Here is a 25,256-nt window from a genome sequence, read left to right as displayed (position 1 = left end):
AAGCGCAGTGATTTGGTGCCGGGTCGGAATCGAACCACCGAGACGCGGATTTCAATCCGTAATTGACCCGAACGCGTTCCGCTCGAACGGCGAAAGCTCTCTGATGTAGCGATGCACGGTGCTCTCGGAGCGATGTCCGGTCTGCCGCTGAATAGCCCACGTCGGTACACCAGCCCTTGCCGCGGCGGTCACCAAACCCGAGCGCAGACTGTGCGCCGAGAACCCATTCGGATCGAGCCCGCAGTCGCGCATGCGTCGCCGCACCACACCACCAACTGCCGCCCCGCCCAACCCGTTTCCTGGGCGTCCATATCGATCGACCCTCCGAAAGAGCGGCATCGCTTCCATTTCCTCCTCGCGCCCCAGCCCACGCAGCCGCTGAATCCAGGCCCGCAATAGCTTGACCGGGCACATCCGCCCCGGCCCGTAGGGTAGTGCCACCACCCGGCCCTTGCCCTGCTGATCGGTCTTCGAACGCACCAACATCACCGTCACGCCTTGGGCGTCGAACACGAGGTTCTCGAGCTTCAGCCGTGCCAGTTCCGATCTCCTGAAACCGCCCGCAAACCCCACCACGAGCAATGTCCGGTCTCGCAAGTCTCGCACCGGGTCCAGGTGCCTCTGTGGCTTGGCGAGTACGCGCAGCATCTCAACGCTGATGGGCTTGGCTTGCCTCTGCGCCGAACCATGCACCCGTCGGATACCCCGCATGGTGGTCTGCACCAGTTCCGACCGCGTGGGCGATGGCTTGCCCAGCACCGTGTGCGCGCTGGCAATCGCAGCCAACCTTCGGTTTAACGTGCTCGCTTTGACTTTGCCAGCAAAGGCGGCCAGGTACCGCGCCACCATGGCCGGCGTGGCAGGGATCCTCCCACCCCAACTCCGGAAATGCCTGAGGTCCCCGGCATAGGCCCGCCGCGTGCTCTCGGCCACCGAACTGACGACATAGTGGTTGAACTTGGCATTGGCCTTCGCAGACTTGCGCGCGACGGACGTGCTCTTTGACGAATCGATGCGAACCTTCTTCATGGTGCTGCTCGCTTTGAGTTGATGTTTGGGGTTCTTGAGAAAGAGCAACGCCCGCATTGGCGGGCGTTGTCTGGAGATGCCACGGGTTGCCCGTGGCCGTTAGGCGGCGTGGCCTACTGCCGGCGCGTGTGTGCGCGCGGCGTACTCACCACCACCGTCAGATACGCCGTCCGATCCCCCACGACCGGCCGGCTGCGCAGCCGGATGGTCAAGTGCATCGCGCCTGCCCCCAGCGCTTCGCCCAGGCTGCGCCCCAACCCGCGCACCACCCGCACAGTGAGTTGGTACTCCGAAGGCACCCACAGCACCAGGACCGCGCCCAGCGCCTGCTCCAGCCAGACCCCGCGGTGCCTGAACGCCTCCAGAACCTCCACCATCGCCGCATCCAGCTGCGCGGGCTCGTCCAGCGGCTGCGTGAAGAGTTCCAACTGCACCTGGCCGAAGTCCAAGGTTTCAACGACATCCGAGTGGTCCCAGGCGGCCTCCAGAACCGACAGGCCCTCCAGCACCGAGCGCTGTAGTGCCACATAGAACCATTGCAAAGGTGCCAATTCGGCGGGTTCGCTTGGGCTCGCAATATCGACGCGCGCATCGATCGACTCGCAGAGGATGCCGAGCATCGACTCGCTCTCTGGCGGTGGATGGTTGTGGGCTCTGAGCACAACACCGATGACATGAGCATCCTGGCCCCACATGCGCCAGATCAAAAGCATGGCCGCTTCGATCTCCGCGGGAGCGGCGTCGAAGCCGTAGGCCAGGCACAGGATGCACGTGTCCTTGAGATCGACCCGCTCGACCAGGGTGTCGACTTCGCCCTTGTCGATTTCGATATAGTGCGGCGCCTGCGTCAGAAGGTCCGCCAGCGGCGTGTGCGGTGGTGCATCGATCTGGGTGTGAAACTGCTGAACAAAGAGTCGGCCCGAGGCGCCGATGCCGATCATGCGAACAGCCGTGCTCGGCCCGCTATCGGCGGGCGTGTGAAGAATATTCATAGGGGGTACCTGTGCGCCGCACGTAAGCACGCACGGCGGGGAAAGAAAAGAGGAGGAGAAGAAACAGCAAAGGCGCCGGACCGGCCCTGTTGGCCAGCACGGCGCCTTCGCGAAGGGCTGTGGTCAGTGACGTGCTGTCGCTACGTCATGGACATCACCTTCAGCACTGGCTGTCCAGGCTCTCGGCCGTGAAGTTCTTGCCTTCGGTGCGCACAAGCTCGCGCAGGCACACCGGTGTCTTGCTGCTGATGGCCCGGTCGAGCAATGCGTAGTCCATGCGGCGCATCTGCCCGGCCTGCATCCAGACCGTGTTGCCCTTGCCGGTTTGCAAGCACACCGCTTCGTCGCCACAGGCCTCGTACTTGGTGATCAGCGACATCACGCTTTCCGGCCCCGTCCCCGCGGGCGCTGCAACGGGTCCCGGAAGGGTGGAGGCTGTTGGGGTGGATGGAACAGGCTGAGCCGCCGCCCCCTTTTGCTTGGCTGCAGCTTCGGCTTCGGCCGCTCCCGGGCGGCAGTCTTCCAACTGGCCCTTGTCATCACGCAACGTGGACCACATCGAGTACGCGAACACATCGGCATCCGAGGTTTTCTTCAGCCCGATCAGGCACACACGCGCACCAGCAGTCAGGTTGCTGCGGGTCTTCTCACGGGATTCGTCGGTCGTGTTCGGCACGGCCTTGATCATGTACAGCACGCTGCCCATGAGGTCATCGGCCTGCCCAACAAAGCAGAAAGCATCTTGTCGACGGCAAAACTCGGGGTCCTTTTCCCACTTGAAGCCATCGATGGTGACCGCCCTTCGCCAGTTGCCAGTGACTGCCAGTCGGTCGATCTCTGCCTGCTTTTGCTGCTGCTCTTTGGCCGCCTGAGCTTTTAATTCAGCATTGCTCTTGGCCCGTTGCTCCGTGAAGGCAGCCACGCGCAAGTACTGGATCGAGCCGTCGACATCCACGTTGGTGCTGGCCACATACTCGTTGCTACCCTCCTCCTTCTGAACCTGGTAGGTCAAGGATTTGCGTATGGGCTCCTGAGTCAGCGGGACCGCGTTGCGCTGTTGGAGGTAGAGCACTTCATTGCGGACGATGTCGGGGTACAGCGCATCTCGCCGCCCCGAAATCATCGCAAGAGCACCGAACAAGCTGGGGCTCGGGTTGGAGATGAACTCGTTCATCTGCGACACCTTCTCGGGCTGGATTTGCATGACGAACGTGGTCTTGCAGCTACGCAGCTTCAGTTTGTCGTCATAGGCCGTCACGGTTGGCGTTTCGAGCGTGAATGAGGCTAGGTCCTTGCTTTTTGAAGGGTACTGCTTGAGGTGGGCGTCGTGAGCCTTACCCACCATCTCAAGGATCATGCTTGTCACCTTGGGATCGTTGCAGGCAGGTGCCTCCGGAGCACACCCCGCGAGCAGCAATAGGGTCGCGAGCACGCATACCGAAAGCCATCGGCGGATAAGTCCGTGTGAATGTCTAAACATGGTCAAGTTACTCCTAGGTTTCAGGTCGCGCGCTCGCAAGCGCTCTGTACCGGTTGCAGCTTCGATTTCATTAATGATGTATTTGAATATCTTTTAGTTGCGCAAGAAGTCCGGCACTCGAGACGAGCAGCGATCCGTGCATCTGTGCGCGGCAAACCTCTAATGATATTCAAACACCGTGGTTTTAAACACATCTTTTTCCAACCATCGGTTGGATGCCTGCCTCCCCTGCCAAGTCCTCCATTCCTCCACGCCTTCGTTTGATTTTTGCGAAAAATGTTCGGATGGCGCGCATCGCTGCGAACCTCTCCCAAGAGAAGCTGGCACTTGAATGCGGGCTCGACAGAACATTCATCGGAAGCCTGGAGCAAGGCATTCGCAACATTTCCATCGACAACATTGCGTTGATCGCTCAAGCTCTGAAAATCCCACCACATGAGTTGTTGCATCCGCAGTTGGCCGAACAACGTGGCTTCGATACGACCTTGACACGAGCACCGCGCTCCGCCAACCGCCCTACTGCAGTTCGGCGTCGAACGACTAAGCGTCGTTGACCTTCGATTTCGTAGCTGGATGCTCATCAGTACTCCTCTGGCAGCAGCAAGGTTGTGACGCTCCGATCTGCCTCAGTGATCAACCAGATGCGGTTGTCGTTCACGTCGAGCTGCGGAGTTGGCCGTGCTGCGTTGCTCGCATCTTCGGGAACACGCTGCAGCGGCAATCGATAGACCGAGAGCACACGAAGGCCGAGCACAACAGCGTCTTCGTTCGTCTGTACATCCTCAGGGTCGATTTCACCCCAGTCACCGGTGACATGCGTGGCCAACAGCTCGAACGGGTTGCTGTTGGTGCCGTGCATGAGCGCCAAGGCACCCGGTGTTGCGACAACGCGGCCCAGTGCAAAGCGCGGTGAACTGCCAGGCTTGAGAAAGTTGCTCAGAAAGTCCTTCATTTGTATCTCCATAGGGAAGATGCGCCCATGCGGCAGCCGCACCGGGCTCAAGGGGGCAAGGTGCAGCGGTCGGAAAAAAGCGCGGGGGGATAAAACAAAAACGGCCGCTAGGGCCAGCGGCAAATGCGCTGGCTTGGCGGCCATCGAGGGCTACAGGCGGCGGTGCGCCTGCATACGGGCTGGGTTTGGCCTAGCTCGCGCCGGCAGGCCTAGCCCGTGGATGAATTATACCATAAAAGTGACGAAATGTAACCATTTGGCCGGAAATGACCAATATTTGGGCGTTTTGGCCTGGTGGACGTGATCTACGGAGGGATCTGACAATGCCTCGCGCTCAAACGTGCTGAAGGGGGGTCAACTCCTTGTTTGCGCGGGAGGCGCCAGCCCAACTTGGGCTAGGCCGGCTGGCCTTGGGCAACGCCCAAGCCTACAGCCCCCAGGCCGGCTACGCGGGCCGTGCTCGTACAAAGCGGGCCAAAGTAGCCCAACTGAGCGCAACAAGAAAAGGGGGTAAAAAAGGGGATAAAACACACGCACTGCCCGCAAACCCGCAAACCCGCAAACCCGCATGGATGCTGGGTTGCCGGCGGAGAGTGTGTCTTTAGATCTGAGGCTGGCCCTGACCTGATCTCCAACTGTAGCCGACAGCCTGACATGCTCACGGGCGAGGCCCAACTGCTGGCTGCGCGGCGCCTGTGTGCCATCCGCAAAAACTAACTCCCAACTGCTGATTCGCCCGTTTACCCGGGAACCCAAAGGCGCTCAAGTGCTTTTGTTAAGCTGGCTTGCGTGGGATCAAGGCCTAAAGGTAGCGAAGCATCAATTGGGTATGCCACTGGGTACAAGCCAAGGAAAGCGTCACAAACAGAATGAAAAGCCTTTTAAAATCAACAGGTTAACATATTTTATGAAAATTGCCACCTGGAACGTCAATTCCCTCACTGCGCGCCTGCAGCACGTGCTCGACTGGCTCATTGCCAACCCGGTCGACGTGCTGTGCCTGCAGGAGCTCAAGATGACCGACGACAAGTTCCCGCTCGAGGTACTGAAGTCGGCCGGCTACGAGGCTGCGGTGTTCGGTCAGAAGACCTACAACGGCGTGGCGATTCTCAGCCTTGCACCGGTGCGCGACGTGGTGAAGAACATCACCGGCTTCAGCGACGACCAGTCGCGCGTGATCGCGGCCACGGTCGAGACGCCTTCGGGTCCGCTGCGCGTGGTCAACGGCTACTTCGTGAACGGCCAGGAACCGGGCAGCGAGAAGTTCGCATACAAGATGAAGTGGCTCGACGCGCTGCGCGACGCGCTGCGCCAGGAGTTGGCGGCCAACCCGAACCTGGTGCTGCTGGGCGACTTCAACATCACGCCGGAAGACCGCGACAGCTTCGACCCCATTGGCCTGAAGGAAACGATCCACCACACGACGGAAGAGCGCAACCACTTCAAGGCGCTGCTCGACCTGGGCCTGACGGACAGCTTTCGCATGTTCGAGCAGCCCGAGAAGAGCTACTCGTGGTGGGACTACCGCATGCTGGGCTACCAGAAGAACCGCGGGCTGCGCATCGACCACATCCTGGTGAGCGAGCCGCTGGTGCCGCGCGTGAAGGGCTGCATCGTCGACCGCGTGCCGCGCAAATGGGAAAAGCCGAGCGACCATGCGCCGGTGGTGCTCGATCTCGACCAGGGTGCCTGAGCCCATGACCATACGCAACCTGGCAATTGTGGCCGTCGCGCTGACGCTCACGGCCTGCTCGCTGCTGAAGCCCGGCGACAAGGCGGAAGAAGGCGGCAAGAGCGCCGCGACCTCACCTGCGGACGAGACCGCGTCCGGACGCGACGTGCCGACGGTGCGGCTGATCACCGCGCAGACGCCGGCCGTGCGGACCTACCGCAAGATCGGCGCGCGCCACATCTACAACAAGTACGCGAACCGCATCTACAAGGGCAAGATCCCGCCGCTGGTGTATGCGGTGGTGGTGGTCGAGACCGATATCGACGCCACGGGCAAGGTGATCAGGGTCGATTTCAGCCGCACGCCGAGCCACGCGCCCGAAGTGCCGCCGATGATTGCGGAGCTGATCAAGGCCACCTCGCCTTTGCCGAACCCCGGCAAGCTGGGCGCCCATACGTACGTGGACACGTGGCTCTGGGACAAGAGCGGAAAGTTCCAGATCGATTCGCTGACCCTGGGCCAGCGGAGTCGATAGTCACGCCGAATCGCTACCCGGCGCCGACCGCCTCGCTCACGTCCAGTTCTGCTGCACCCAGCTGCGCACCGCCGCCCACTCCGGGGTCTTGATGTAGTCCTGCGTCGCGCTCACCAGCTCGTCCACGTTCTTGTAGTCGTCCAGGCCGAACGGCTGGGCCAGCGGCACGTTGCCGCGCATGTAGTTGTTGCCGAGCATCTGGCCGGCCTGGGTCGCCGCCAACTGCGCGGTGGCATCCATGGTGAGGTTGAGCAGCGCCGTGGACGGCACCACGCCGTCGCTGAACGGCCACAGCCAATGCGTGACGCCCCAGTCCAGCGGATTCGACACGGCGCTGGGCGGCACGCCCACCGGATTGACGCCGGTGCCCAGCGACAACATCACGATGTCCGACGGGGCGCTGGCGTAGCCCTGGTAGATCGCTTCCACGATCGCTGTCATCGAGGGGTTGTTGGCGAAGGTGCCGCCGTCGGCGAAGTAGCCGAAGTCGCCCATCTGGTACGGCGGGAAGTACGTCGGCGCGGCCGAGGTGGCCAGCGCGGCGTCCACCATGCTGATGCCGCGGTAGGCGTTGCTCGGGCCGTTGGAGATGGTGCACGGCTCCCAGCTGTTCACGCTCGCATCCCACAGCCGCGCGGAGTTGACGGTCACGAAGCGGCTCGCCGACGACAGCGCGCCCGTACCCACGAGATTCTGGGCGACGGTCTGCAAGCCAGTGTTGACGTACTGGCACTTGAAGATGCCCGGGCCGCTGCCCAGCAGGTCTTCCGCCGACTGCGCCGGCGCCCGGTCCTGCTGCTTGGCTTGCGCGTCCAGCAACCAGCCGTTGGGCTCGAAGATCTTGGAGCCATCGTTCTGGTAGGTGTTGACGATGTCGTCGATGCTCACGTTGTTCACCAGGCCCAGCGAGATCAGGCCACCGGTGGAAGTACCGGCGAAACCGTCCGTGTTCTGGACGATGCCGAAGCTCTTGTCCAGGTCCTGGATCAGCAGCGCCGTGATGACGCCGCGGATGCCGCCGCCGTCGCAGCAGAGAATCTTGAAAGACATGGCTACGCTCCTTGCTCGAGTGGATAGTGCCCACAGCGCGCGGGCCTGTGCTGTGGCTTCATCCGGCGTGAAACGCGTCGGCGGATGCCCCTTGGTCTCAGGCCGGAATGTGAGTCAATTGGTGAAGCAGCGCATCACTTGAACGAGGGAGGTGCAACTTTTCTGCACCTGCACAGCCGGCCAGGATAGGTCCAGCCGGTAATAAAAAAGGCCCCAAGGGGGCCTTTTATTCGATGCCGAGTTCCTGGATCTTCCGGGTGATGGTGTTGCGCCCGATCCCCAGTTTCTGCGCGGCCTCGATGCGGCGGCCACGCGTGTTGGCCAGGGCCGTGAGGATCAGCCTCGACTCGAAGCGGCGCGAAAGCACGTCCCACACATCGGTGCGGCCGGCTGCCAGCAGCGCCTGAGCTTCGTGCTCCAGACCGCTCTCCCAGCTGCTCACACCCGCGTGGGCTTCGGCGGGCTCGGAGACAGCGTGCGCCGGCGCCGATTCGCTGCCTGCAACTGGCAGCGACGCCACGGGCTGGGCCACTGCGATCGGCGCGGCGGCCACGGCTTCAGGCACGTGGTGGGCCTCAGCGCCTGCACCGACGGCCATCACCTCGGGCGGCAGGTCTTTCGCTTCGATCAACTGGGCCGGCGCCATCACGGTCAGCCAGTGGCAGATGTTCTCGAGCTGGCGCACGTTGCCCGGGAAGCCGAAGGCCGCGAGCTTGGCCAGCGCCGCATCGGAAATGCGCTTGGGCTCGACGCCCAGCTGACGCGCGCTCACCTGCAGGAAGTGGCGCGTGAGCGCGGGCACGTCCTCACCGCGTTCGCGCAGTGCCGGCAGGCGCAGACGGATCACGTTGAGGCGGTGGAACAAGTCTTCGCGGAAGCCGCCGAGCTTGACGCGCTGCTCCAGGTCCTGGTGGGTCGCCGCGATGACGCGCACGTTGGCCTTGACCGAGTTGTGGCCGCCCACGCGGTAGAAATGCCCATCGCTCAGCACGCGCAGCAGGCGCGTCTGCAGGTCGAAGGGCATGTCGCCGATTTCATCAAGGAAGAGCGTGCCGCCCTCGGCCTGCTCGAAGCGGCCGCGGCGCATGGTCTGCGCGCCGGTAAAGGCACCGCGCTCGTGGCCGAAGAGTTCGCTCTCCAGCAGGTCCTTGGGGATGGCGGCGGTGTTGATGGCAACGAAGGGGCCGTTGGCGCGCGGCGAGTGCTTGTGCAGCGCGCGCGCCACCAGTTCCTTGCCCGAGCCCGATTCGCCGGTAATGAGCACCGTGACGTTGCTCTGCGAAAGCCGGCCGATGGCACGGAACACATCCTGCATTGCAGGCGCCTGGCCGAGCATTTCGGGCGCGGCGACCATGCGTTCTTCGGCGACTTCCTCGCGCTGGCTTTCATCGACGGCGCGGCGGATGAGCTCGACCGCGCGCGGCAGGTCGAAGGGCTTGGGCAGGTATTCGAAGGCACCGCCCTGGAAGGCCGAGACGGCGCTGTCGAGGTCGGAGAAGGCCGTCATGATGATGACGGGCAGGCCGGGGTGCTTGGCCTTGATCTTGTCGAGCAGGTCGAGCCCGGAACCGCCGGGCATGCGGATGTCGCTCACCAGAACCTGGGGACCTTGCTGATCGTCGTCGGCGGCCTGTTCGAGTGCGGCGAGCACCTCGCGCGTGTTGGTGAAACTGCGCGTGGGCAGGTCTTCGCGCAATAGAGCCTTCTCGAGCACGAAGCGAATCGATTGGTCGTCATCAACTATCCAGATCGGCTTCATGCATCTCCTCTGTTGCCGGTGGCTGCGCTAGGGCAGCGGTATCAATATCTTGAAATCGGTTCGGCCCGGGACGCTGTCGCACTCGATCACGCCGTGATGCTGTTGCACAAAAGTTTGCGCGAGCGTCAATCCCAGCCCTGTCCCGCCTTCCCTGCCCGACACCAGCGGATAGAAGATACGGTCCTTGATCGTGTCCGGCACACCCGGTCCATTGTCGATTACATGCAATTCCAGTGCCAGTCGATACCACTGCTTGTTGAAGATCACCTGGCGGGCTATGCGCGTCTTGAAAGTGATCTGCGCGTCGCCGGCCGCGCGGCGCTCGGTCAGGGCCTGCGCCGCGTTGTGCGTGATGTTGAGCGTGGCCTGGATGAGCTGCTCGCGGTCGCCGCGGAACTCGGGGATGGACACGTCGAAATCGCGCTCGATGTGCAGGTCGCGCGGAAACTCCGCGAGGATGACCGAGCGCACGCGCTCGCACACCTCGTGGATGTTGACGTCGCCCACCACGTGCGGGCGGCGGTGCGGCGCCAATAGCCGGTCGACCAGCGTCTGCAGCCGGTCGGCCTCGTGGATGATGACCTGGGTGTATTCGATGAGGTCGCGCGATTCGACCTCCATCTGCAGCAACTGCGCCGCGCCGCGGATGCCGCCGAGCGGGTTCTTGATCTCGTGCGCGAGATTGCGGATGAGTTCCTTGTTGGCCTGCGCCTGGTCGATGAGGCGCTCTTCGCGGTCTTGCCGCACCTGCTGCTCGAGCGGCGACATCTCGATGATGAGTTCGCCCTTCTTGTCGCCCTGCGCGAGCGTGACCTGCACGGGCATCAGCTCGTGGTTGACGCGGCGCAGGAAGGCTTCGTAGCGCAGCGTTGCAAAGTCGTTGCTGCTCGCGCCGTCGATGGCCGTGCGCAGCACCTGCGGCTCATGAAAGCATGCGCCGAACTGCGAACCTTCGAGGGTGCGGCGCGAGGTGCCCAGTGCGTCTTCGAGGCCTGCGTTGGCAAACAGCACGGAGCCGTTGCTGTTGACCACCGCGATCAGCGTGGACAGCAGGTCGAAGGACTGGAAGCGCGGATTGGCGCCGGTCGCCTTCTTCCCGAACACCATGACTACTGCGGCTGCTGCTTGTTCGGCAGACGGGCGATTTCACGGCGGATGCCGGCGATGTCGCTCTCGTTGCGCGCCAGCTCGGCCTTCATTTCGGCGACGCGGTCCAGGTACTTCTGGTAGTTGCGGCCTTCGCTGCCCTGCTTCTCGGGCTCGCCGTTGTTGTATTCCTTCTGCAGCTCGGCCTGGCGCGCCTCGGCCTTCTTGAGCTCGGACTCGAGCACAGAGCGGGCCTCGCCGTCACGGGCACGCTGGTCGACGCCTTCGACGCGCGGGCTGCCCGCCGGTGCACGCGCCGCGGAGGAGCCGCCGGACGACGCGGAGCCACCGCCCGAAGACTTGGTGCCTTGCACGACCGTGACGTTGCCGCCTTCCATGACCTTGCAGCCCTTTTGCTGCGCGATGGTGGCGTTGTTGGTGTACTCGTTGCCGCAACGCCAGACGCGCTCCTGCGCGAGCGCCGGAAGCGCGATCAATGAACCGGCCAGGAAAATGAGAGAAGCAGTCTTCATGTGTATCGGTGGAGGGCGGCGACAAAGGTGCATTTTCGTGCAATTCGATGCCACCAGTGACAAGATGTTCCACTCCATTGAAAAAGGACGGCCGTGGCCGTCCTTTTTCATTACATCCCCGCCAATGGATTGGTGAGGCTGTACTTCTCGCGATTACAGCGAGTAGTACATGTCGAACTCGACCGGATGGGTCGCCATGCGGAAGCGCGTGACTTCCTGCATCTTCAGATCGATGTACGCGTCGATGTAGGCATCGGTGAACACGCCGCCCTTGGTCAGGAACGCACGGTCCTTGTCCAGGTATTCCAGGGCCTGGTCGAGGCTGTGGCAGACGGTCGGGATCAGCGCGTCTTCTTCCGGCGGCAGGTGGTACAGGTCCTTGCTGGCGGCTTCGCCCGGATGGATCTTGTTTTCCACGCCGTCAAGACCGGCCATCAGCAGCGCGGCGAAGCCGAGGTACGGGTTCATCAGCGGATCGGGGAAGCGCGCTTCGACGCGGCGGCCCTTCGGGTTGGCCACGAACGGGATGCGGATCGAGGCCGAGCGGTTCTTGGCCGAGTAGGCCAGCTTCACCGGGGCTTCGAAGCCGGGCACCAGGCGCTTGTAGCTGTTGGTGCCGGGGTTCGTGATGGCATTCAGGGCACGGGCGTGCTTGATGATGCCGCCGATGTAGTGCAGGGCGAAGTCCGAGAGGCCTGCATAGCCGTCGCCGGCGAACAGGTTCTTGCCGTCCTTCCAGACCGACTGGTGCACGTGCATGCCGGAACCGTTGTCGCCGACGATGGGCTTGGGCATGAAGGTGGCGGTCTTGCCGTAGGCGTGGGCCACGTTGTGGATCACGTACTTCTGCAGCTGGACCCAGTCGGCGCGCTGGACCAGCGTGCTGAACTTGGTGCCGAGTTCCATCTGGCCAGCATTGGCCACTTCATGGTGATGCACTTCGACCGGGATGCCGAGCGATTCGAGCACCAGGCACATTTCCGAGCGCATGTCCTGGAAGCTGTCGACCGGGGGAACCGGGAAATAGCCGCCCTTGACTGCCGGACGATGGCCGGTGTTGCCGTGCTCGTATTCCTTGTCGGTGTTCCACGAGGCTTCTTCGGAGTCGATCTTCACGAAGCAGCCCGACATGTCGTTCTTCCAGCGGACGCCGTCGAACACGAAGAATTCGGGTTCCGGACCGAAGAAGGCGGTGTCGCCCAGGCCAGAGGCCTTCATGTACGCCTCGGCGCGCTTGGCGAGCGAACGCGGATCGCGCTCGTAGGCCTTGCCGTCGGCGGGGTCGATCACGTCGCAGGTCAGGATCAGCGTCGTTTCTTCGAAGAAGGGGTCGATGTTGGCGGTGTTCGGGTCGGGCATGAGCTGCATGTCCGAAGCTTCGATCCCCTTCCAGCCGGCGATGGACGAGCCGTCGAATGCGTGGCCCGAGGTGAATTTGTCTTCATCGAATGCCGAGACCGGCACGGTCACGTGCTGCTCTTTGCCACGGGTGTCGGTGAAGCGGAAGTCGACGAACTTGACCTCGTTTTCCTTGACGAGCTTGAGTACATCGGCGACGGTCTTTGCCATCAGTTTCTCCTGAGTTGGATGGTGGTTAGGAATACAGGGACGAGGGATGCAGTTTCTGTGCCATTGTCACCTCACTCGATGAGGCTTTAGTGGCCGCCGCAAACCCCAAATGAAAGCGGAATTTCACCAAATTGGTGCGTTCAACGTTAACGCACCAATTCTGGACCAAGCTTGGCATCAAAGGTGTGCAACCCTTCGATCAGCTGGACATAGGCGGCATCGAGCCGGCCGGGGTCGCCCTTGACGCCCAGCTCGATGTGGCGGCCGTATTCGGGGTGATCGACGCTGGGCAGGCTGAACACCTTGATGCCGGCGTGGGTGGCCTCGATGGCCTGCATGAGCGGCGTCAGCGTGGCTTCCATGGCACCGAAAACGATCACGGACTTCTCGGCGACGGCGTTGCAGGTAAACAGTTCGACGTAACGGCCGTCGAGCACAGACTCGATCATCGGCCAGGCCATGACCGGAAAGCCCGGCACGAAGTGCACGTCACCGAAGCTGAAACCCGGGATCTTGTTGTACGGGTTGTAGATGAGCGTAGCGCCCTGCGGAAACACGCCCATGTTGAGCCGGTGCACGTTGTCGGACCGGTCTGGCTCGTAGGGCACGCCCTGCTCGCGCGCGGTGTCCTGCATGCGCTCGCGGATCAGCAGCTCGGCCTCGGGGTGCAGCGCCAGCGGCACGCCCAGCGCCTTGGCAGCGCACTGGCGGGTGTGGTCGTCGGGCGTGGCGCCGATGCCGCCGGTCGAGAAGACGATGTCGCCCGAGGCGAAGGCGCGCGCCAGCGCGGCCGTGATGCGCGCGGGCTCGTCGCCCACGTACTCGGCCCAGCTGAGCTGCAGGCCGCGCGCGGCGAGCAGCTCGATGACCTTGGCCATGTGCTTGTCGGCCCGCTTGCCGGAAAGGATCTCGTCGCCGACGACGATGAGACCGAATGCGCGTGTCATGGTGAACCCCATTGGGAAAGAGCGGCCTTGCTGGCTTGCTCGGCCTCGAGGGCCGGTGTTGTGCCGTTGGCGGCCGATGCCTCGGCCACCGCGCGCTGGGCACGCAGCTGCGCGAGCGCGTCGAGGCAGTAGTGAGCGAACCAGAGCGCCGAGAAGGCGAAGACCAGTGTGTAAATCCAGATGGCGATCGGCACCAGCACGAAGAAGGCGGCGGCGAACAGCAGGCCCGATGCCCAGACGATGCTGGGCGCTGCGCCCAGATAGCCGCACAGCACGCCGATGCACAGCAGCGGCAACCGGTGCGCGCGCAGCAGCGCGGCGCGCTCCTCGGGGCTGGCGTGCTCGGCCAGCGCATCGAAGCTCATCACGCGGTAGGTGAGCCAGCCCCAGATCAGCGGCGGCAGGATCAGCACCAGCGGCGGAATGAGCCACAGCGGCATCGACACCACGAGGGCGATCAGCGCCAGGATGGTGACGCCGAGCGAACGCGCAACGCTGCCGAGGAACGAAGCGCCCTTTTTCTGTTCGAGCGAGGGAAAGCGCCGCTCGCCCACGAGCTTGGTCAGCGCAGGCGCCATGAAGCCGGCCACGATCAGCAGGCAAACCACCACGATCAGCGGCGTGGCGGCGAACACCACGACCAGGGATGCCAGCGCAGAAGTGACGTCACCCGAGAAAAGACGGCCGATCCAGGCCCAGAAGCTCGACAGCAGCGGCCAGGCGTCGAGCGCGCCGCGTGTCCAGGTCACGGCGGAGTCCCAGTAGAAATAACCGAGCCCCGCGGCCAGCACCACCATCAACCCCAAAGGGAGCAGCGACAGCACGATCACGCGCGGCAGCATGCAATAGGCGACCGCGCGCCAGAAGGAGTCGAGGAGCAGGCGCATTGAGCAGCGAGGATAACGCCTCGGACGAGCCGTTCAGGGGCCGGAGCCCCTCAACCGCGACCGACCATTCGCTTCAGGCCGAGCCACTGCTGGGCCCAGAAACCGCGCCCGTATTCGCGCACGCGGCCATCGGCATCAGCTTCGACCTGGTCGCGGATGCCGGTCGGGTCGTAGCGGTTCTCGAAGTTGGCGGTGCGAAACAGCATGTCCCACCACGGCAGCAGCACGCCGAAGTTGTGGCCGCCGAGCGTGCTCCTGCCGTTCGATTCGTGCCCCAGCCCGATGCTGTGGTGCAGCCGGTGGAAACGCGGGCTGATCCACAGCCGCTCGCCGATGGCGCCGAAGCTCAGCCGCAGGTTGGCGTGCTGCAGGCTTTCGCTGAGCTGCGTGAAGGCGACGAAGGCGATGAACTGCCCCGGCGCGACGCCAATCAGCTGCGCCACGATGACGATCAGCGTGTCGTGGACGATGTCGTCGAGCAGGTGGTTGCGGTCGTCGCTCCACATGGTCATCTGTCGCTGCGAGTGATGCAGCGAGTGCAGGCCCCACCACCAGTTGAACTGGTGCTGGCCGCGGTGAATCCAGTAGCCGACGAAGTCGAGCACCACAAGATAGATGGCGAAGGCGACCACCGGCACGTCGGTCACGCCGGGCCACACCTCATCGAGATGGAAGGTGCCCCACCCCGCCGTGCGCAGGCTGCCCATCGCGTCGTCGAAGAAGGGCTGCAGCGTGAAGAAGATCGCCAGCCGGAACAGGCCGAGGCGGTGGATCAGCGTGTAGAGCACATCGATGCGGATCGCGTGGCGGTCGACCACCGGCTCCACCGAGCGCCAGCGCTGCAGCGGCCCGATGATCGCCAACAGCACCAGGATCTGGATGACGCCGACCAGCAGCCAGCCGGTGGCGTCGAAGGCGTCTTCGGTCCAGCCGCCCAGGCCGATGGCGTAGACCAGCGGCTGCACGGCGGCCTCGAAAAACCAGCCCTGCACGGCGGAAAAAGCGTCTGTCAGCCAATCGATCACGGCGGAAACTCGTTCAGGGGTGGGACGCGATCCAGGCGCGGAAGTCCGGGTGCTGGCGCAGCGTCTGGAAGCAGAAGCCCTTGGCTTTGAGCCCGATGATCAGCGGCTCGAGGTTGGCCGGCGCCCACGGGTCCTTGCGCGACCAGATGCCCAGGTGCGCGAGCAGGATGTCGCCGGGGCGGATGGTGTCGAGCGCCTGCGTCAGCAGCCTGGCGTTGCTGAACTTCTCGCTCGGCAGTTCGTCGCCGAGAAAGCCGGCGGGTGCCCAGCCGACGTACTTGTAGCCACAGCCTTCGGCGGCGGCCAGCAGCGCAGGTGAAGTTTTGCCGCCCGGCGCACGATACAGCGGCAGCGGCTTCTTGCCGGTGATGGCGGCCAGCCGGTCGGACGACTTGCGGATGTTGGCGCAGTACTCGGCCGCGCTCCAGGTCGATTCCTTGCCGTTCTGCGGGCCGGCCGAGGGCTTGATGCGGAAGCTCGGCGGCGTGCCCTTGACGTCGGCACGCCAGTACGCGTGGTCGTAGGTATGCGAGCCGAACTCGTTGCCTTCGGCCGCCCTCGCCTTCCACCAGGGCGCCCAGTGGTCGTCGAGGCTGTCGCCGTCGGTCTGGGTGCGCTCGGCGGCGGCGAAGAAGGTGACGCGCACGTCCTGCCGCTTGAGCACGTCGGCCACCAGCGGGGCGATGCCCATGTGGCCGGTGTCGAAGGTCAGGTAGACGGGCTTTTCACAGGTGGCGCCCGGTGTCGCCCCCCAGGCGACGGGAGCCATGACTCCGGCCAGCGACAGCGCGAGGGCCGCGCCGATGCGGCTAGATGCGCTTGGCATGATCGAGCGTCCAGACGCCATGCGGCGAACGACCGACATTCACCTGCCGCACGACCTTGTTGCTGGCCAGGTCGACCACGCTGAGCTTCTTGGCCCAGCGCGAGGTCACGTACAGCGTCTTGCCATCGGCCGACAAGTCCATGCAGTCGGGGCCGCCCGGCACCGGATAGTTCGCGATGACCTTCAGCGTCGCCAGGTCGATGCGGCTGATGGTGTTGGCCACCCGGTTACTCACGAACACGCTCTTGCCGTCGCCGGCCGAGCGGAAGGCGTGGGCGCCCTTGCCGGTGGGGATCTTGCCGACCAGCTTGGGCTCGGCGCCGGCCACGTCGAACACCTGGACGCCGTCGCTGCCGGTCAGGCCCACCAGCAGGGTCTTGTCGTTGTGCACGCCGAAGATGTCGGCCGGCATGGTGCCGGTGGCGGTGCGCCACTTGACGGTTTGCGTGGGCAGGTCGACGGCGATCATCTCGTCGCTGTCCTGCATCGTCACGTAGGCGATGGTGCTGGTGTTGTCGATCCAGATGTGGCTGGGCGTCTTGCCGCTGGCAATGCGCTTGGCCAGCTTCAGGTCCTTGCCGTCCCATCGGTAGATGTCGACGTGGTTCAGGCGGTTGCCGGCCGTGACGAACCACTTCATGTCGCGCGAGAACTGCAGCTGGTACGGATCGATGATGCCGTAGACCACGCGCTGCACTTCTGCCGTGCGGGGGTTCAGGAAAGTCAACGAATCGCCCGCCGAATTGGCCACGATGACCGACTTTTCGTCGGGCGTCATGTAGATGTGGTGCGGCTCCTTGCCGGTGGCGATACGCTGTTTTTCCGTCCAATCGACGGGATTGATCACGCTCACGCTGGCGTCCAGCGAGTTGAGCACGAAGATCGGGGGAGGTTCGGCCGGCGCGGCGGCGGCAGCGGGGAATGCCGCCAGGGCCGTCAGACAGGAAAACAGGAAAGCCGCGATGCGGCCGTTCGGTCGAGCAGGGAGTCGCAAGGGAAGGTTCCGAAAGAGAGCTGGGAATCTTAACGGCCGGCTCTTAAGGCTGGCTGACCGGGAATGCGCTCTTCTCCCGCTTTTTCCCTCTATTGCGACGGTTTCGCAGGTTTGGCCGGCGCGCGCAGGGCGGCAACCTGCTCGGCGGTCAGCCAGCGCCACTGCCCTGGCGCAAGGTCGTCGGGCAATACCAGGTCGCCGATGCGCGAGCGATGCAGCCCCTCGACCCGGTTGCCCACCGCGGCCAGCATGCGCTTGACCTGGTGGTACTTGCCCTCGGTGAGGGTGAGCCGCAGGTGCAGCGGGCTGTCGGACTCGCAGGCGGCGGCGCGCACGGGCTTCGGATCGTCGTCGAGCACCACGCCGGCCAGCAGCTTCGCGATCTGCGCCTCGTCCACCGGGTGCTTGGCCGTCACCTCGTAGACCTTGGGCACGTGGTGCTTGGGCGATCCCATCTTGTGGATGAACTGGCCGTCGTCGGTCAGCAGCAGCAGGCCGGTGGTGTCCTGATCGAGCCGGCCGATGGCCTGCACGCCCTGCACGGCCCCCTTGTTGGGCCGCAGGCGCAACGGCGACGGCAGCAGCGTGTAGATGCTCGGATAGGTCGAAGGCTTCTGCGAGCACTCGGTGCCGGCCGGCTTGTGCAGCATCAGGTAGGCCTTCTCGTGGTACGCCCACGCGGTGCCCTGGACCGTGTAGTGAAGGCCCTCGGGGTCTAGATCGGCGAAGGGGTCGGTCACTGCCTGGCCTTCGATGATCACGTGGCCTTGCTGGACGAGGCCCGCGCACACGCGCCGCGTGCCGAAGCCCTGGGTATAGAGGATGTCTTGCAGATGCATGAAAAATGAAAAAAGCGGCCGTGCCGACAAGGGCACGACCGCCTTCTAGTTTGCCGCAGGATCAGTAGCCTGCCGCCAGGCCGGTGTTGCGGCGCGGGTCGTTGGCACCGTAGAAGCGGTTGTTGCCGACCGGCTTGCCACCCAGCGACGGCGCGCCGACGATGATGGCTGCGAGGTGGTTGGCCGGCTGCGGCACACCCAGGTTGTGGCCCATGTCGGTCAGGATCTTGCGCGTGTCGGGGCTCAGCGCGAAGGTCTCGACGTTGGTGACGTCAGGCAGCCATTGCTGGTGGAAACGCGGCGCGTCGACGGCTTCCTGCACGTTCATGCCGTAGTCGACCACGTTCAGGATGGTATGCAGCACGGCCGTGATGATGCGGCTGCCGCCGGGCGTGCCGACCACGAACACCGGCTTGCCGTCCTTCGACACGATGGTCGGGCTCATCGAGCTCAGCGGGCGCTTGCCCGGGGCGATGGCATTGGCCTCACCCTGCACCAGGCCGTACATGTTGGGCACGCCGATCTTCGAGGTGAAGTCGTCCATCTCGTTGTTCAGCAGCACACCGGTCTTGGCGGCCGTGACCTTGGCGCCGAACCAGTCGTTCAGCGTGTAGGTCACGGAAACAGCATTGCCCCACTGGTCGGTGATCGAGTAGTGGGTGGTGTTGCTGCCTTCATGCGGTGCCACGCCGGGCTTGATGTCCTTGGAGACGCCGGCCTTCTTCGGGTCGATGACGGCGCGGATCTTCTCGGCATAGCCCTTGTCGAGCAGACGGTCGAGCGGGTTCTTCACGAAGTCGGGGTCGCCCAGGTAGCTGTTGCGGTCCACGTAGGCGTGGCGCATGGCTTCGATCTGGTAGTGCACCGACTGGGCCGAGCGGAAGCCCAGGTCCTTGAGCGGGTAGCCCTCGAGGATGTTGAGCATTTCGCAGATGATCACGCCGCCCGAGCTGGGAGGCGGCGCCGACACCACGCGATAGCCACGGTAGTCGCACTCGACGGGCGCAAGTTCGCGCGTCTTGTACTGGTCGAGGTCGGCCTGGGTGATGATGCCCTTGCCGGCCTGGCTCGACGCCACGATGGCGCTGCCGACCCAGCCCTTGTAGAAGCCGTCGGGCCCCTTCGCACTGATTTCCTTCAGCGTCTTCGCCAGGTCTTTCTGCACCAGCTTCTGGCCGACCTGGAAGGGCTGCCCCTTGTTCAGGAAGATCGCGCCGGAGACCGGGTCTTTCTGGAAATCAGCGGTGGAGGTCCACAGCATGTCGATGTCGCCCTGCTCCAGCGCGAAGCCCTTATCGGCCAGCTGGATCGACGGCGCGATGAGGTCGGCGCGCTTCATGGTGCCGTACTTCTCGCGCGCGTATTCCATGCCCGACACGGAGCCGGGCACGCCCACGGCGAGGTGGCCGTTGGTGCTCAGGCCCTTGATGACGTTGCCGTCCTTGTCGAGGTACATGTTGGCCGTGGCGGCCAGCGGTGCCTTCTCGCGGAAGTCGAGGAAAGTCTTGCGGCCGTCGGCCAGCTGCACGGTCATGAAGCCGCCGCCGCCGAGGTTGCCCGCAGCGGGGTACACCACCGCCAGCGCGTAGCCCACGGCCACAGCCGCGTCGACGGCATTGCCGCCGCGCTTGAGCACGTCGACGCCGACCTTGCTTGCCAGGTGCTGCGCGCTCACGACCATGCCGTGCTCAGCCGCGACGGGCGCCACCGATGCGGCATTCGATGCGCCGGCAGCCGCCAGCGCGAGCACCGCCGCGACGGCGGCGCGCAGCTTCGGGGTCCAGTGAATTTGTTGCATGCAGGTATCTCCTCTTTGAGTGTGTTGAAGAAAAACGGTGATGTACGTACGGGTCAGCCTGTGAGCAGCGCCTTGCGGCGCAACGCGTCGAGTGCCACGGCGACCTGCTGGCGGGCGAATTCCCTGACTGCCGACGGGTCGGTCAGCGGCTTGTCGTCCTTCACGAAGCGCAGTCGATCGCTGCGCACATCTGCTTCGAGGTGCTCGGCCAGCGCGTCGTGCGAGTGCGTGCCGTCGAGCAGCGGCAGCAGGCATTGTTCGAGCGGCGTCAGCACCACGGGCTCGTGCCACTGGTTGCAGGTGTTGGCGGTGGCACCGACGCCCGACGCAAGACCCGAAGCGCCTCGCACCGCGGGCAGCGCTTGCGGCAAACCGGAGACCACGTCGGCCGCGGACACCGGCGTACGCCGGATGCGCAAGGCGCCGAGGATCAGCAGCTCCTCGAGCATCGCCATCACGGCAGGTTCGATGGCGGCCTGCGGCTGCCCCGTGAGCCCGGAGGCGGCCTCGATGAGGACCGACGCAGAGATCGATGCCGGGTAACGCGTGTCGAGCAGTTGCGCCACCGCCTTGTGCACGGGCAACCGCAACGTGGCCTTCAGGCCCCGCATGGCGCTGCACGGCTGATCGCGAACATCGAGCGTGAGCGCCCCACCGTCGTCGGCCCTGAAGATGCCGGCGAATTCGAGCGAACGGATGCGCGCGGGGTCCAGCTTGTAGCGGATGCGTGCGGCTTGCGTCTGCTTCACCAGAAGGGTCTGGCGGAAGGTGCGGTTGACCAGGAAGTCGAGGTACTGCTCCATCATGACCTGGCTGCCGCCGCATTCGCGCAGCAGCGGATCGCGCACCTTCTCGCCGTAGTTCTGCACGAACATCGTCGATGGCTCCGCATCGCACAGGTAGGCGAGGCCGCGCGCATCCGCTCGCGCCACGAACTCCTTGAAATAGCACGGCGCGTTGCAGGGCTCGAGGAACTCGTGCAGCAGGTACGAACTGTTGGCATTGCGCACGATCGGCATCGCCTCTTCGAGCGTCTTCTTGAGCACGCTGTCGGCGCGGGCCGACTGCTCGAGAAAGTCGAGCATGCCGCGTGCATAGGACAGCTTTTCTTCGGGCGTGTCGCGCGGACCGCCGCGCAGAATCATCGCGTCGCGTACGATCTCGCGCGCCTTCCAGCCGGGGTACACGTTGTAGCTCACGTAGGCCACGCCGGTCGGCGCGAGGTTTTCGGAGCAGATGCGCAGGATCGCGTCCTGCACCGGGCCCGGCACCCAGCTATAGACGCCGTGGCAGACGATGTAGTCGAACTGGCCGAACGAAGCGTCGATGTCCGCAAGGTTGAAGGCCTTGAGTTCGATGTTCAACAGCCCGGCGCGCCCGATGGCCGCAGTGCCCTGCGCTACCTGCACCGGCGACAGATCGATGCCGATCGCACGCGCTTCGGGGTGGCGTGCCGCAAAGGGAATCAGGTTGCCGCCAGCCGCGCAACCGAGCTCCAGCACACGGGCTTTTGCGGGAGGCGGAGCATCGAGCCCGAAGAGAAATGCCAGTGCTTCCAGATGCTCCATCGCTGACTGTGGAAACGGATGCGAGTCATAGGGCACCGTGTCGTAATAGCTGGTCAACTCGGAAGTCAGGGAATCCGGCACGGGCGTCCTTATCGGGATCTGGGCAGGCAGCTAGAAACTGCAGTGACTGCAATGTGACAGTGCTGGCCGACTATAGCCCCGCGTTCCGGCGAAAAAAAGCGGGCTTGCACAGGGCCTCGCGCGCGGCGCATAAAAAAAGCCCAGCTGTGAGGCTGGGCTTGAAAGCCTATCTGCTTGGCATGCATCAAGGCCCCCGCACAGGTTGACCAGCGGGGGACGGTTTACCCGTCAAGGAGAAATTCGGATGGGTGAAAAAAACGATGTTTTCATGGGCATAGTCTACTGTATATTTATACAGTCTTTTAACAAAGGATGCCCGCCATGTCTCTGACCGAGGAAACAACCACCCCGCCCAATCATGCGCTCAAGGAAGCGCTGGCCTGGATCTCGAAGTTCGCGCATGCATGGAAGGCCATCGAGCCTTCCCCGAGGAGCCTCAGCATCGACGGCTTCATCATCTGGGGCCCGGTGCTCTACGAAAAGCACAAGGGCGAAGATCCGGTGCAACTGGCGCGGCAATTGTTCGGCCAGTCCGGTAAGTACTTCAAGTATCTCTATCCTGATCGCGGGCGTAGTTCGAACGATCCCGGTGGTCTTACTTAGAATGACCCGATGAATTGGCGCACACTGCTTCCGCTTGCCCTGGTCCTCACCGGCTGCTCGACCCCACCCAACGAGGTGACGCAAGTTCGCGAAGGCGTACTGCGTGCCGTGACCTACGTCCAGGCCTCGAACTATTGCGACGCGCAAAGCAAGACGCCGCGTTGGCTTGGCAAGGCGCCTGCCGAGCAAGGTGTTTTGTTCCAGTGCTACTGAGCTTCGGCGGCTGATCGCGCAGAGATCGGCGGTTGCATGCTGGCTTGCGCAGGCTGCAAACAGCAATCGTCGAAAGAGAAGGAACGGACAGCGGTGGTACGAGTCCGGCGAGCCTGTTGTTCAGTGGGCTCGCCTTGAGAAATTTGGTGGAGCTGGGGGGATTTGAACCCCCGTCCGCAAGCCTTCATCGCGCAGTTCTACATGTTTAGTGATCTGATTTAAGTCTCGCTTCCGGAGTCGCGCAGTCACACGCTAAACCGGACGCCAGCACCCTATTTTCTCGCCCCGACCCAAGGTACCCGGATCGGAGCCAGCCCATGTAATTATCCTTGCAGCCGGGAGGTCAGGATTGCTCCAGACCCCCTTGCCCAGCCCATCGGCCAACTGTTGCAAGGCTCACTGGCAATTAAGCAGCGAGTGCGAAACGTTCGTCGTTTGCAGTTAGTTTGTTTGAATCTGTTTTACGAGCGCATTCAGCTCGACATGCCCCGCTGCGACTCCGAACCCACGTCGAAACCAGTGCAGCCCCAAGCGACTCATTTTAGGCGCTATTGAGTAACTTCAAGAGCTCAAGGGGCGAAGAGATTGAAGCATCGGCCTGCCAGAGCGCCGAATCGGCCTGCGTACCCATGTAGCCGTAGGTGGCTGCGACCGTGCGCATGCCCGCAGCGCGGCCCGCGATGATGTCGCGCTCGTCGTCGCCAACGTAGATGCACGCCTCCGAAGCCACGCCAAGCCGACGCGCAGCCTCGTGCAAGGGCTCGGGATGCGGCTTGGCAAACGGCGTGGTGTCGCCGCTCACCACCGCGCCCGCACTCTCGAAAAGCGGAATGGCGCGCGTCAGCGGATCGGTGAAGCGCATCGACTTGTTGGTGACGACGCCCCACAGCAAGCCTCGCGCGCGCAGCGCCTCGATGAGCGCCTGGATGCCATCGAACACCTGCGTGTTGAGCAGCATGCGGCGCTCGTAGGTCACGAAGAACTCTTCGCGCAGTTCGTCGAACTCCGGCGACTCCGGCGTGATGCCGAACGCCACACCCAGCATGCCGCGAGCACCCGCCCCGGCCATGGGACGGTAACGCTCCAGCGGGTACGAATCGAGGCCGCGATCGGTGCGCATCTTGTCGGCTGCGGCGCCCAGATCGGGCGCGCTGTCGATCAACGTGCCGTCGAGGTCGAACAGCACGGCTTTCGTCTCGACGCCCATCATCCTTGCGATTCCGATTTCAGTTCGGCCGGCTTCTGCGTGGCGAACATGTAGTTGACGCTGGTATCGCCGCTGAGCCAGTAGCGCCGGGTCAAAGGGTTGTGCTCCATGCCGCGGGTGTGCCGCAGGTCCAGACTCGCCGCGCGGCAGTAGCTGGCCAGTTCGCTGGGCCGGATCAGCTTCGCATATTCATGAGTCCCACGCGGCAGCATGCCGAGGACATACTCGGCTCCCAAGATCGCCAGCATGAAGGACTTCAGGCTGCGGTTGATCGTCGAGAAGAACACCCAACCGCCCGGCTTAACCAACGTGGCGCAGGCCTGAATCACCGAGGCCGGCTGCGGCACATGCTCGAGCATCTCCATGCAGGTGACGACGTCGAAACTGCCCGGCTGCTCGGCAGCCAGCGCCTCTGCGCTGATCTCGCGGTACTTCACACCGCGGGTGCCGGCCTCGAGCGCATGCAACTGCGCGACCTTGAGCGCCTTGCCCGCGAGGTCGATACCCAGCACGTCAGCACCCTTTCGGGCCATCGAATCGGCCAGGATGCCGCCGCCGCAGCCGATATCGAGCACGCGGCGCTGCGAAATAGGTGCAATACCGTCAATCCATTCCAAGCGCAATGGATTGATTTCATGCAGCGGGCGAAATTCGCTTTCCAAATCCCACCAGCGATGCGCAAGCTCTGAAAACTTGGCCAGTTCGGCCGGATCCGCATTCACGTTTTCTGTCATGCAGCGATTATGAAACGAGCAATGTCCGATAAACACCGCACGGGCTTTGCCGAATCAATCGCGAATTCGACGGCCATAAAAAAACCCCGCCGAGGCGGGGTTTTCATGATCGATGGAATCGATTGATTAGTTGGCGCGGGTGCCGACCACTTCGATTTCCACGCGACGGTTCTTGGCGCGGCCTTCCTTGGTGCGGTTGTCAGCCACTGGCTGCTTCTCGCCCTTGCCTTCGGTGTAGACGCGGTTGCGTTCGATGCCCTTCGAGACCAGGAAGGCCTTGACGGCTTCGGCGCGACGCACCGACAGACGCTGGTTGTAGGCGTCCGTACCGATCGAGTCGGTGTGGCCCACAGCGATGATGACTTCGAGGTTGACGCCACGGATCTTCTCGACCAGATCGGTCAGCTTGGCGCGACCTTCAGGCTTCAGAACCGACTTGTCGAAGTCGAAGAATGCGTCGGCAGCGAAGGTCACCTTGTTGGCGGCGACTTGCGGTGCACCCGGGGCAACCGGAGCAGCGGGGGTCGGAGCAACAGCAGCCGGAGCAGCAGGAACCAGAGCACCGTCGCAACCAGCGGCAGCCGTAGCAGGCGTCCAGTTGGCATCGCGCCAGCACAGTTCATTCGTGCCGTTCTTCCAGACCAGTTCGCCGGTGCCGTTTTGCCAGTTGTCGATCGTAGGACCGCCGTCCGCAGCGGTGACACGGGTCTGCGCGCCGGCGGCAGTGGCGAGCGCAGCGACTGCAAACATCATCGCCACTTTATTCAGTTTCTTCATGGTTCTCCTCTTGGGGAAAAAGCCGCAGCCGCGCTGCGAATCAAGGACGCTTTAAGTGACCACCACCCAAAACGTTGAGGCGATTGTGCCATAGGGTCTT

At 63.7% G+C, this 25,256-nt stretch carries 25 protein-coding genes and 1 other RNA gene; 5 read left to right on the top strand and 21 right to left on the bottom strand.

The annotated features are described in order from the left end of the window. Positions 1-51 precede the first annotated feature (51 nt). The 3 genes from ACSFBF_RS22670 to ACSFBF_RS22660 all read right to left on the bottom strand — a co-directional run bounded on the left by ACSFBF_RS22670 (position 52) and on the right by ACSFBF_RS22660 (position 3,378). Positions 52-1,029 carry a tyrosine-type recombinase/integrase gene (locus ACSFBF_RS22670; protein WP_435470871.1) on the bottom strand — a complete coding sequence of 326 codons (978 nt, stop codon included), beginning with the start codon at positions 1,027-1,029 and terminating at the stop codon, positions 52-54. A gap of 113 nt (positions 1,030-1,142) precedes the next feature. Continuing rightward, positions 1,143-2,021, bottom strand: a complete 879-nt coding sequence (locus tag ACSFBF_RS22665; protein WP_435470869.1) for a hypothetical protein — start codon at positions 2,019-2,021, stop codon at positions 1,143-1,145. Between the two features lie 160 nt (positions 2,022-2,181). Continuing rightward, complete coding sequence (locus tag ACSFBF_RS22660; RefSeq protein ID WP_435470867.1) at positions 2,182-3,378, bottom strand: hypothetical protein; 1,197 nt, start codon at positions 3,376-3,378, stop codon at positions 2,182-2,184. A gap of 338 nt (positions 3,379-3,716) precedes the next feature. Between ACSFBF_RS22660 and ACSFBF_RS22655 the strand changes: the two genes are divergently transcribed. Next, positions 3,717-4,055, top strand: coding sequence for a helix-turn-helix domain-containing protein (locus ACSFBF_RS22655; protein WP_435470865.1), 339 nt, complete (start codon positions 3,717-3,719; stop codon positions 4,053-4,055). A gap of 26 nt (positions 4,056-4,081) precedes the next feature. On the opposite strand, the gene ACSFBF_RS22650 is transcribed toward ACSFBF_RS22655, so the two are convergent. Beyond that, positions 4,082-4,597: a hypothetical protein gene (locus tag ACSFBF_RS22650; protein ID WP_435470863.1), complete on the bottom strand. Its 516-nt coding sequence runs from the start codon at positions 4,595-4,597 to the stop codon at positions 4,082-4,084. Positions 4,598-5,360: 763 nt separating this feature from the next. Between ACSFBF_RS22650 and xth the strand changes: the two genes are divergently transcribed. Together xth and ACSFBF_RS22640 are read left to right on the top strand one after the other, a co-directional pair. Next, positions 5,361-6,146 (top strand): exodeoxyribonuclease III, encoded by a 786-nt coding sequence (gene xth, locus ACSFBF_RS22645; protein WP_435470861.1) that lies wholly within the window; start codon positions 5,361-5,363, stop codon positions 6,144-6,146. Positions 6,147-6,150: 4 nt separating this feature from the next. Then, positions 6,151-6,660, top strand: a complete 510-nt coding sequence (locus tag ACSFBF_RS22640) for a hypothetical protein (protein ID WP_435470859.1) — start codon at positions 6,151-6,153, stop codon at positions 6,658-6,660. Positions 6,661-6,696: 36 nt separating this feature from the next. Here the strand turns inward: ACSFBF_RS22640 and ACSFBF_RS22635 are convergent, their stop codons facing one another. The 13 genes from ACSFBF_RS22635 to ACSFBF_RS22575 all read right to left on the bottom strand — a co-directional run bounded on the left by ACSFBF_RS22635 (position 6,697) and on the right by ACSFBF_RS22575 (position 21,622). Further along, positions 6,697-7,710: a patatin-like phospholipase family protein gene (locus tag ACSFBF_RS22635; RefSeq protein WP_435470857.1), complete on the bottom strand. Its 1,014-nt coding sequence runs from the start codon at positions 7,708-7,710 to the stop codon at positions 6,697-6,699. A 226-nt stretch (positions 7,711-7,936) separates the two neighbouring features. Next, the gene (gene ntrC, locus ACSFBF_RS22630) at positions 7,937-9,469 is read right to left on the bottom strand and encodes a nitrogen regulation protein NR(I) (RefSeq protein ID WP_435470855.1); all 1,533 of its coding nucleotides are present in this window, start codon (positions 9,467-9,469) and stop codon (positions 7,937-7,939) included. A 27-nt stretch (positions 9,470-9,496) separates the two neighbouring features. Further along, positions 9,497-10,576, bottom strand: a complete 1,080-nt coding sequence (gene glnL, locus ACSFBF_RS22625; protein ID WP_093050198.1) for a nitrogen regulation protein NR(II) — start codon at positions 10,574-10,576, stop codon at positions 9,497-9,499. Between the two features lie 2 nt (positions 10,577-10,578). Continuing rightward, positions 10,579-11,088, bottom strand: a complete 510-nt coding sequence (locus ACSFBF_RS22620) for a hypothetical protein (RefSeq protein ID WP_435470853.1) — start codon at positions 11,086-11,088, stop codon at positions 10,579-10,581. A 153-nt stretch (positions 11,089-11,241) separates the two neighbouring features. After that, positions 11,242-12,657, bottom strand: coding sequence for a type I glutamate--ammonia ligase (gene glnA / locus ACSFBF_RS22615; RefSeq protein WP_093050193.1), 1,416 nt, complete (start codon positions 12,655-12,657; stop codon positions 11,242-11,244). A 146-nt stretch (positions 12,658-12,803) separates the two neighbouring features. Next, positions 12,804-13,604 (bottom strand): competence/damage-inducible protein A, encoded by an 801-nt coding sequence (locus tag ACSFBF_RS22610; protein WP_435470851.1) that lies wholly within the window; start codon positions 13,602-13,604, stop codon positions 12,804-12,806. Beyond that, complete coding sequence (locus tag ACSFBF_RS22605; RefSeq protein ID WP_435470849.1) at positions 13,601-14,491, bottom strand: EI24 domain-containing protein; 891 nt, start codon at positions 14,489-14,491, stop codon at positions 13,601-13,603. The genes ACSFBF_RS22610 and ACSFBF_RS22605 overlap by 4 nt, the downstream gene beginning before the upstream one ends. 50 nt (positions 14,492-14,541) lie before the next feature. Then, positions 14,542-15,516 (bottom strand): sterol desaturase family protein, encoded by a 975-nt coding sequence (locus ACSFBF_RS22600; RefSeq protein WP_435470847.1) that lies wholly within the window; start codon positions 15,514-15,516, stop codon positions 14,542-14,544. Between the two features lie 13 nt (positions 15,517-15,529). Continuing rightward, positions 15,530-16,342, bottom strand: a complete 813-nt coding sequence (locus ACSFBF_RS22595; RefSeq protein ID WP_435470845.1) for a polysaccharide deacetylase family protein — start codon at positions 16,340-16,342, stop codon at positions 15,530-15,532. Beyond that, positions 16,326-17,336, bottom strand: a complete 1,011-nt coding sequence (locus ACSFBF_RS22590; protein ID WP_435470843.1) for a YncE family protein — start codon at positions 17,334-17,336, stop codon at positions 16,326-16,328. Before ACSFBF_RS22590 ends, ACSFBF_RS22595 begins: the two co-directional genes overlap by 17 nt. An 89-nt stretch (positions 17,337-17,425) precedes the next feature. Then, a complete protein-coding gene (locus tag ACSFBF_RS22585; protein ID WP_435470841.1) occupies positions 17,426-18,175 on the bottom strand; it encodes a pseudouridine synthase in 750 nt (249 codons plus the stop codon). Between the two features lie 61 nt (positions 18,176-18,236). Continuing rightward, a complete protein-coding gene (gene ggt / locus ACSFBF_RS22580; RefSeq protein ID WP_435470839.1) occupies positions 18,237-19,973 on the bottom strand; it encodes a gamma-glutamyltransferase in 1,737 nt (578 codons plus the stop codon). A gap of 53 nt (positions 19,974-20,026) precedes the next feature. Beyond that, positions 20,027-21,622: a class I SAM-dependent methyltransferase gene (locus tag ACSFBF_RS22575; RefSeq protein WP_435470837.1), complete on the bottom strand. Its 1,596-nt coding sequence runs from the start codon at positions 21,620-21,622 to the stop codon at positions 20,027-20,029. Between the two features lie 321 nt (positions 21,623-21,943). Between ACSFBF_RS22575 and ACSFBF_RS22570 the strand changes: the two genes are divergently transcribed. Continuing rightward, positions 21,944-22,225, top strand: a complete 282-nt coding sequence (locus tag ACSFBF_RS22570; protein WP_097199680.1) for a hypothetical protein — start codon at positions 21,944-21,946, stop codon at positions 22,223-22,225. Positions 22,226-22,234: 9 nt separating this feature from the next. Then, positions 22,235-22,438 carry a hypothetical protein gene (locus ACSFBF_RS22565; protein ID WP_435470835.1) on the top strand — a complete coding sequence of 68 codons (204 nt, stop codon included), beginning with the start codon at positions 22,235-22,237 and terminating at the stop codon, positions 22,436-22,438. A gap of 144 nt (positions 22,439-22,582) precedes the next feature. Here ACSFBF_RS22565 and ssrA read toward each other — a convergent pair. The 4 genes from ssrA to ompA all read right to left on the bottom strand — a co-directional run bounded on the left by ssrA (position 22,583) and on the right by ompA (position 25,156). Next, positions 22,583-22,967: a transfer-messenger RNA gene (gene ssrA / locus ACSFBF_RS22560) on the bottom strand. A gap of 12 nt (positions 22,968-22,979) precedes the next feature. After that, entirely contained in the window at positions 22,980-23,648 is a 669-nt protein-coding gene (gph, locus tag ACSFBF_RS22555) for a phosphoglycolate phosphatase (protein ID WP_435470833.1), read from the bottom strand. Continuing rightward, positions 23,645-24,379, bottom strand: a complete 735-nt coding sequence (ubiG, locus tag ACSFBF_RS22550) for a bifunctional 2-polyprenyl-6-hydroxyphenol methylase/3-demethylubiquinol 3-O-methyltransferase UbiG (protein WP_435470831.1) — start codon at positions 24,377-24,379, stop codon at positions 23,645-23,647. Before ubiG ends, gph begins: the two co-directional genes overlap by 4 nt. A gap of 126 nt (positions 24,380-24,505) precedes the next feature. Further along, positions 24,506-25,156, bottom strand: coding sequence for an outer membrane protein OmpA (gene ompA, locus ACSFBF_RS22545; protein WP_435470829.1), 651 nt, complete (start codon positions 25,154-25,156; stop codon positions 24,506-24,508). Positions 25,157-25,256 lie beyond the last annotated feature (100 nt).

This window comes from Variovorax nivicola (assembly GCF_051216475.1).
Lineage (GTDB): Bacteria > Pseudomonadota > Gammaproteobacteria > Burkholderiales > Burkholderiaceae_C > Variovorax.
This window is presented reverse-complemented; position numbering and strand designations above follow the sequence as displayed.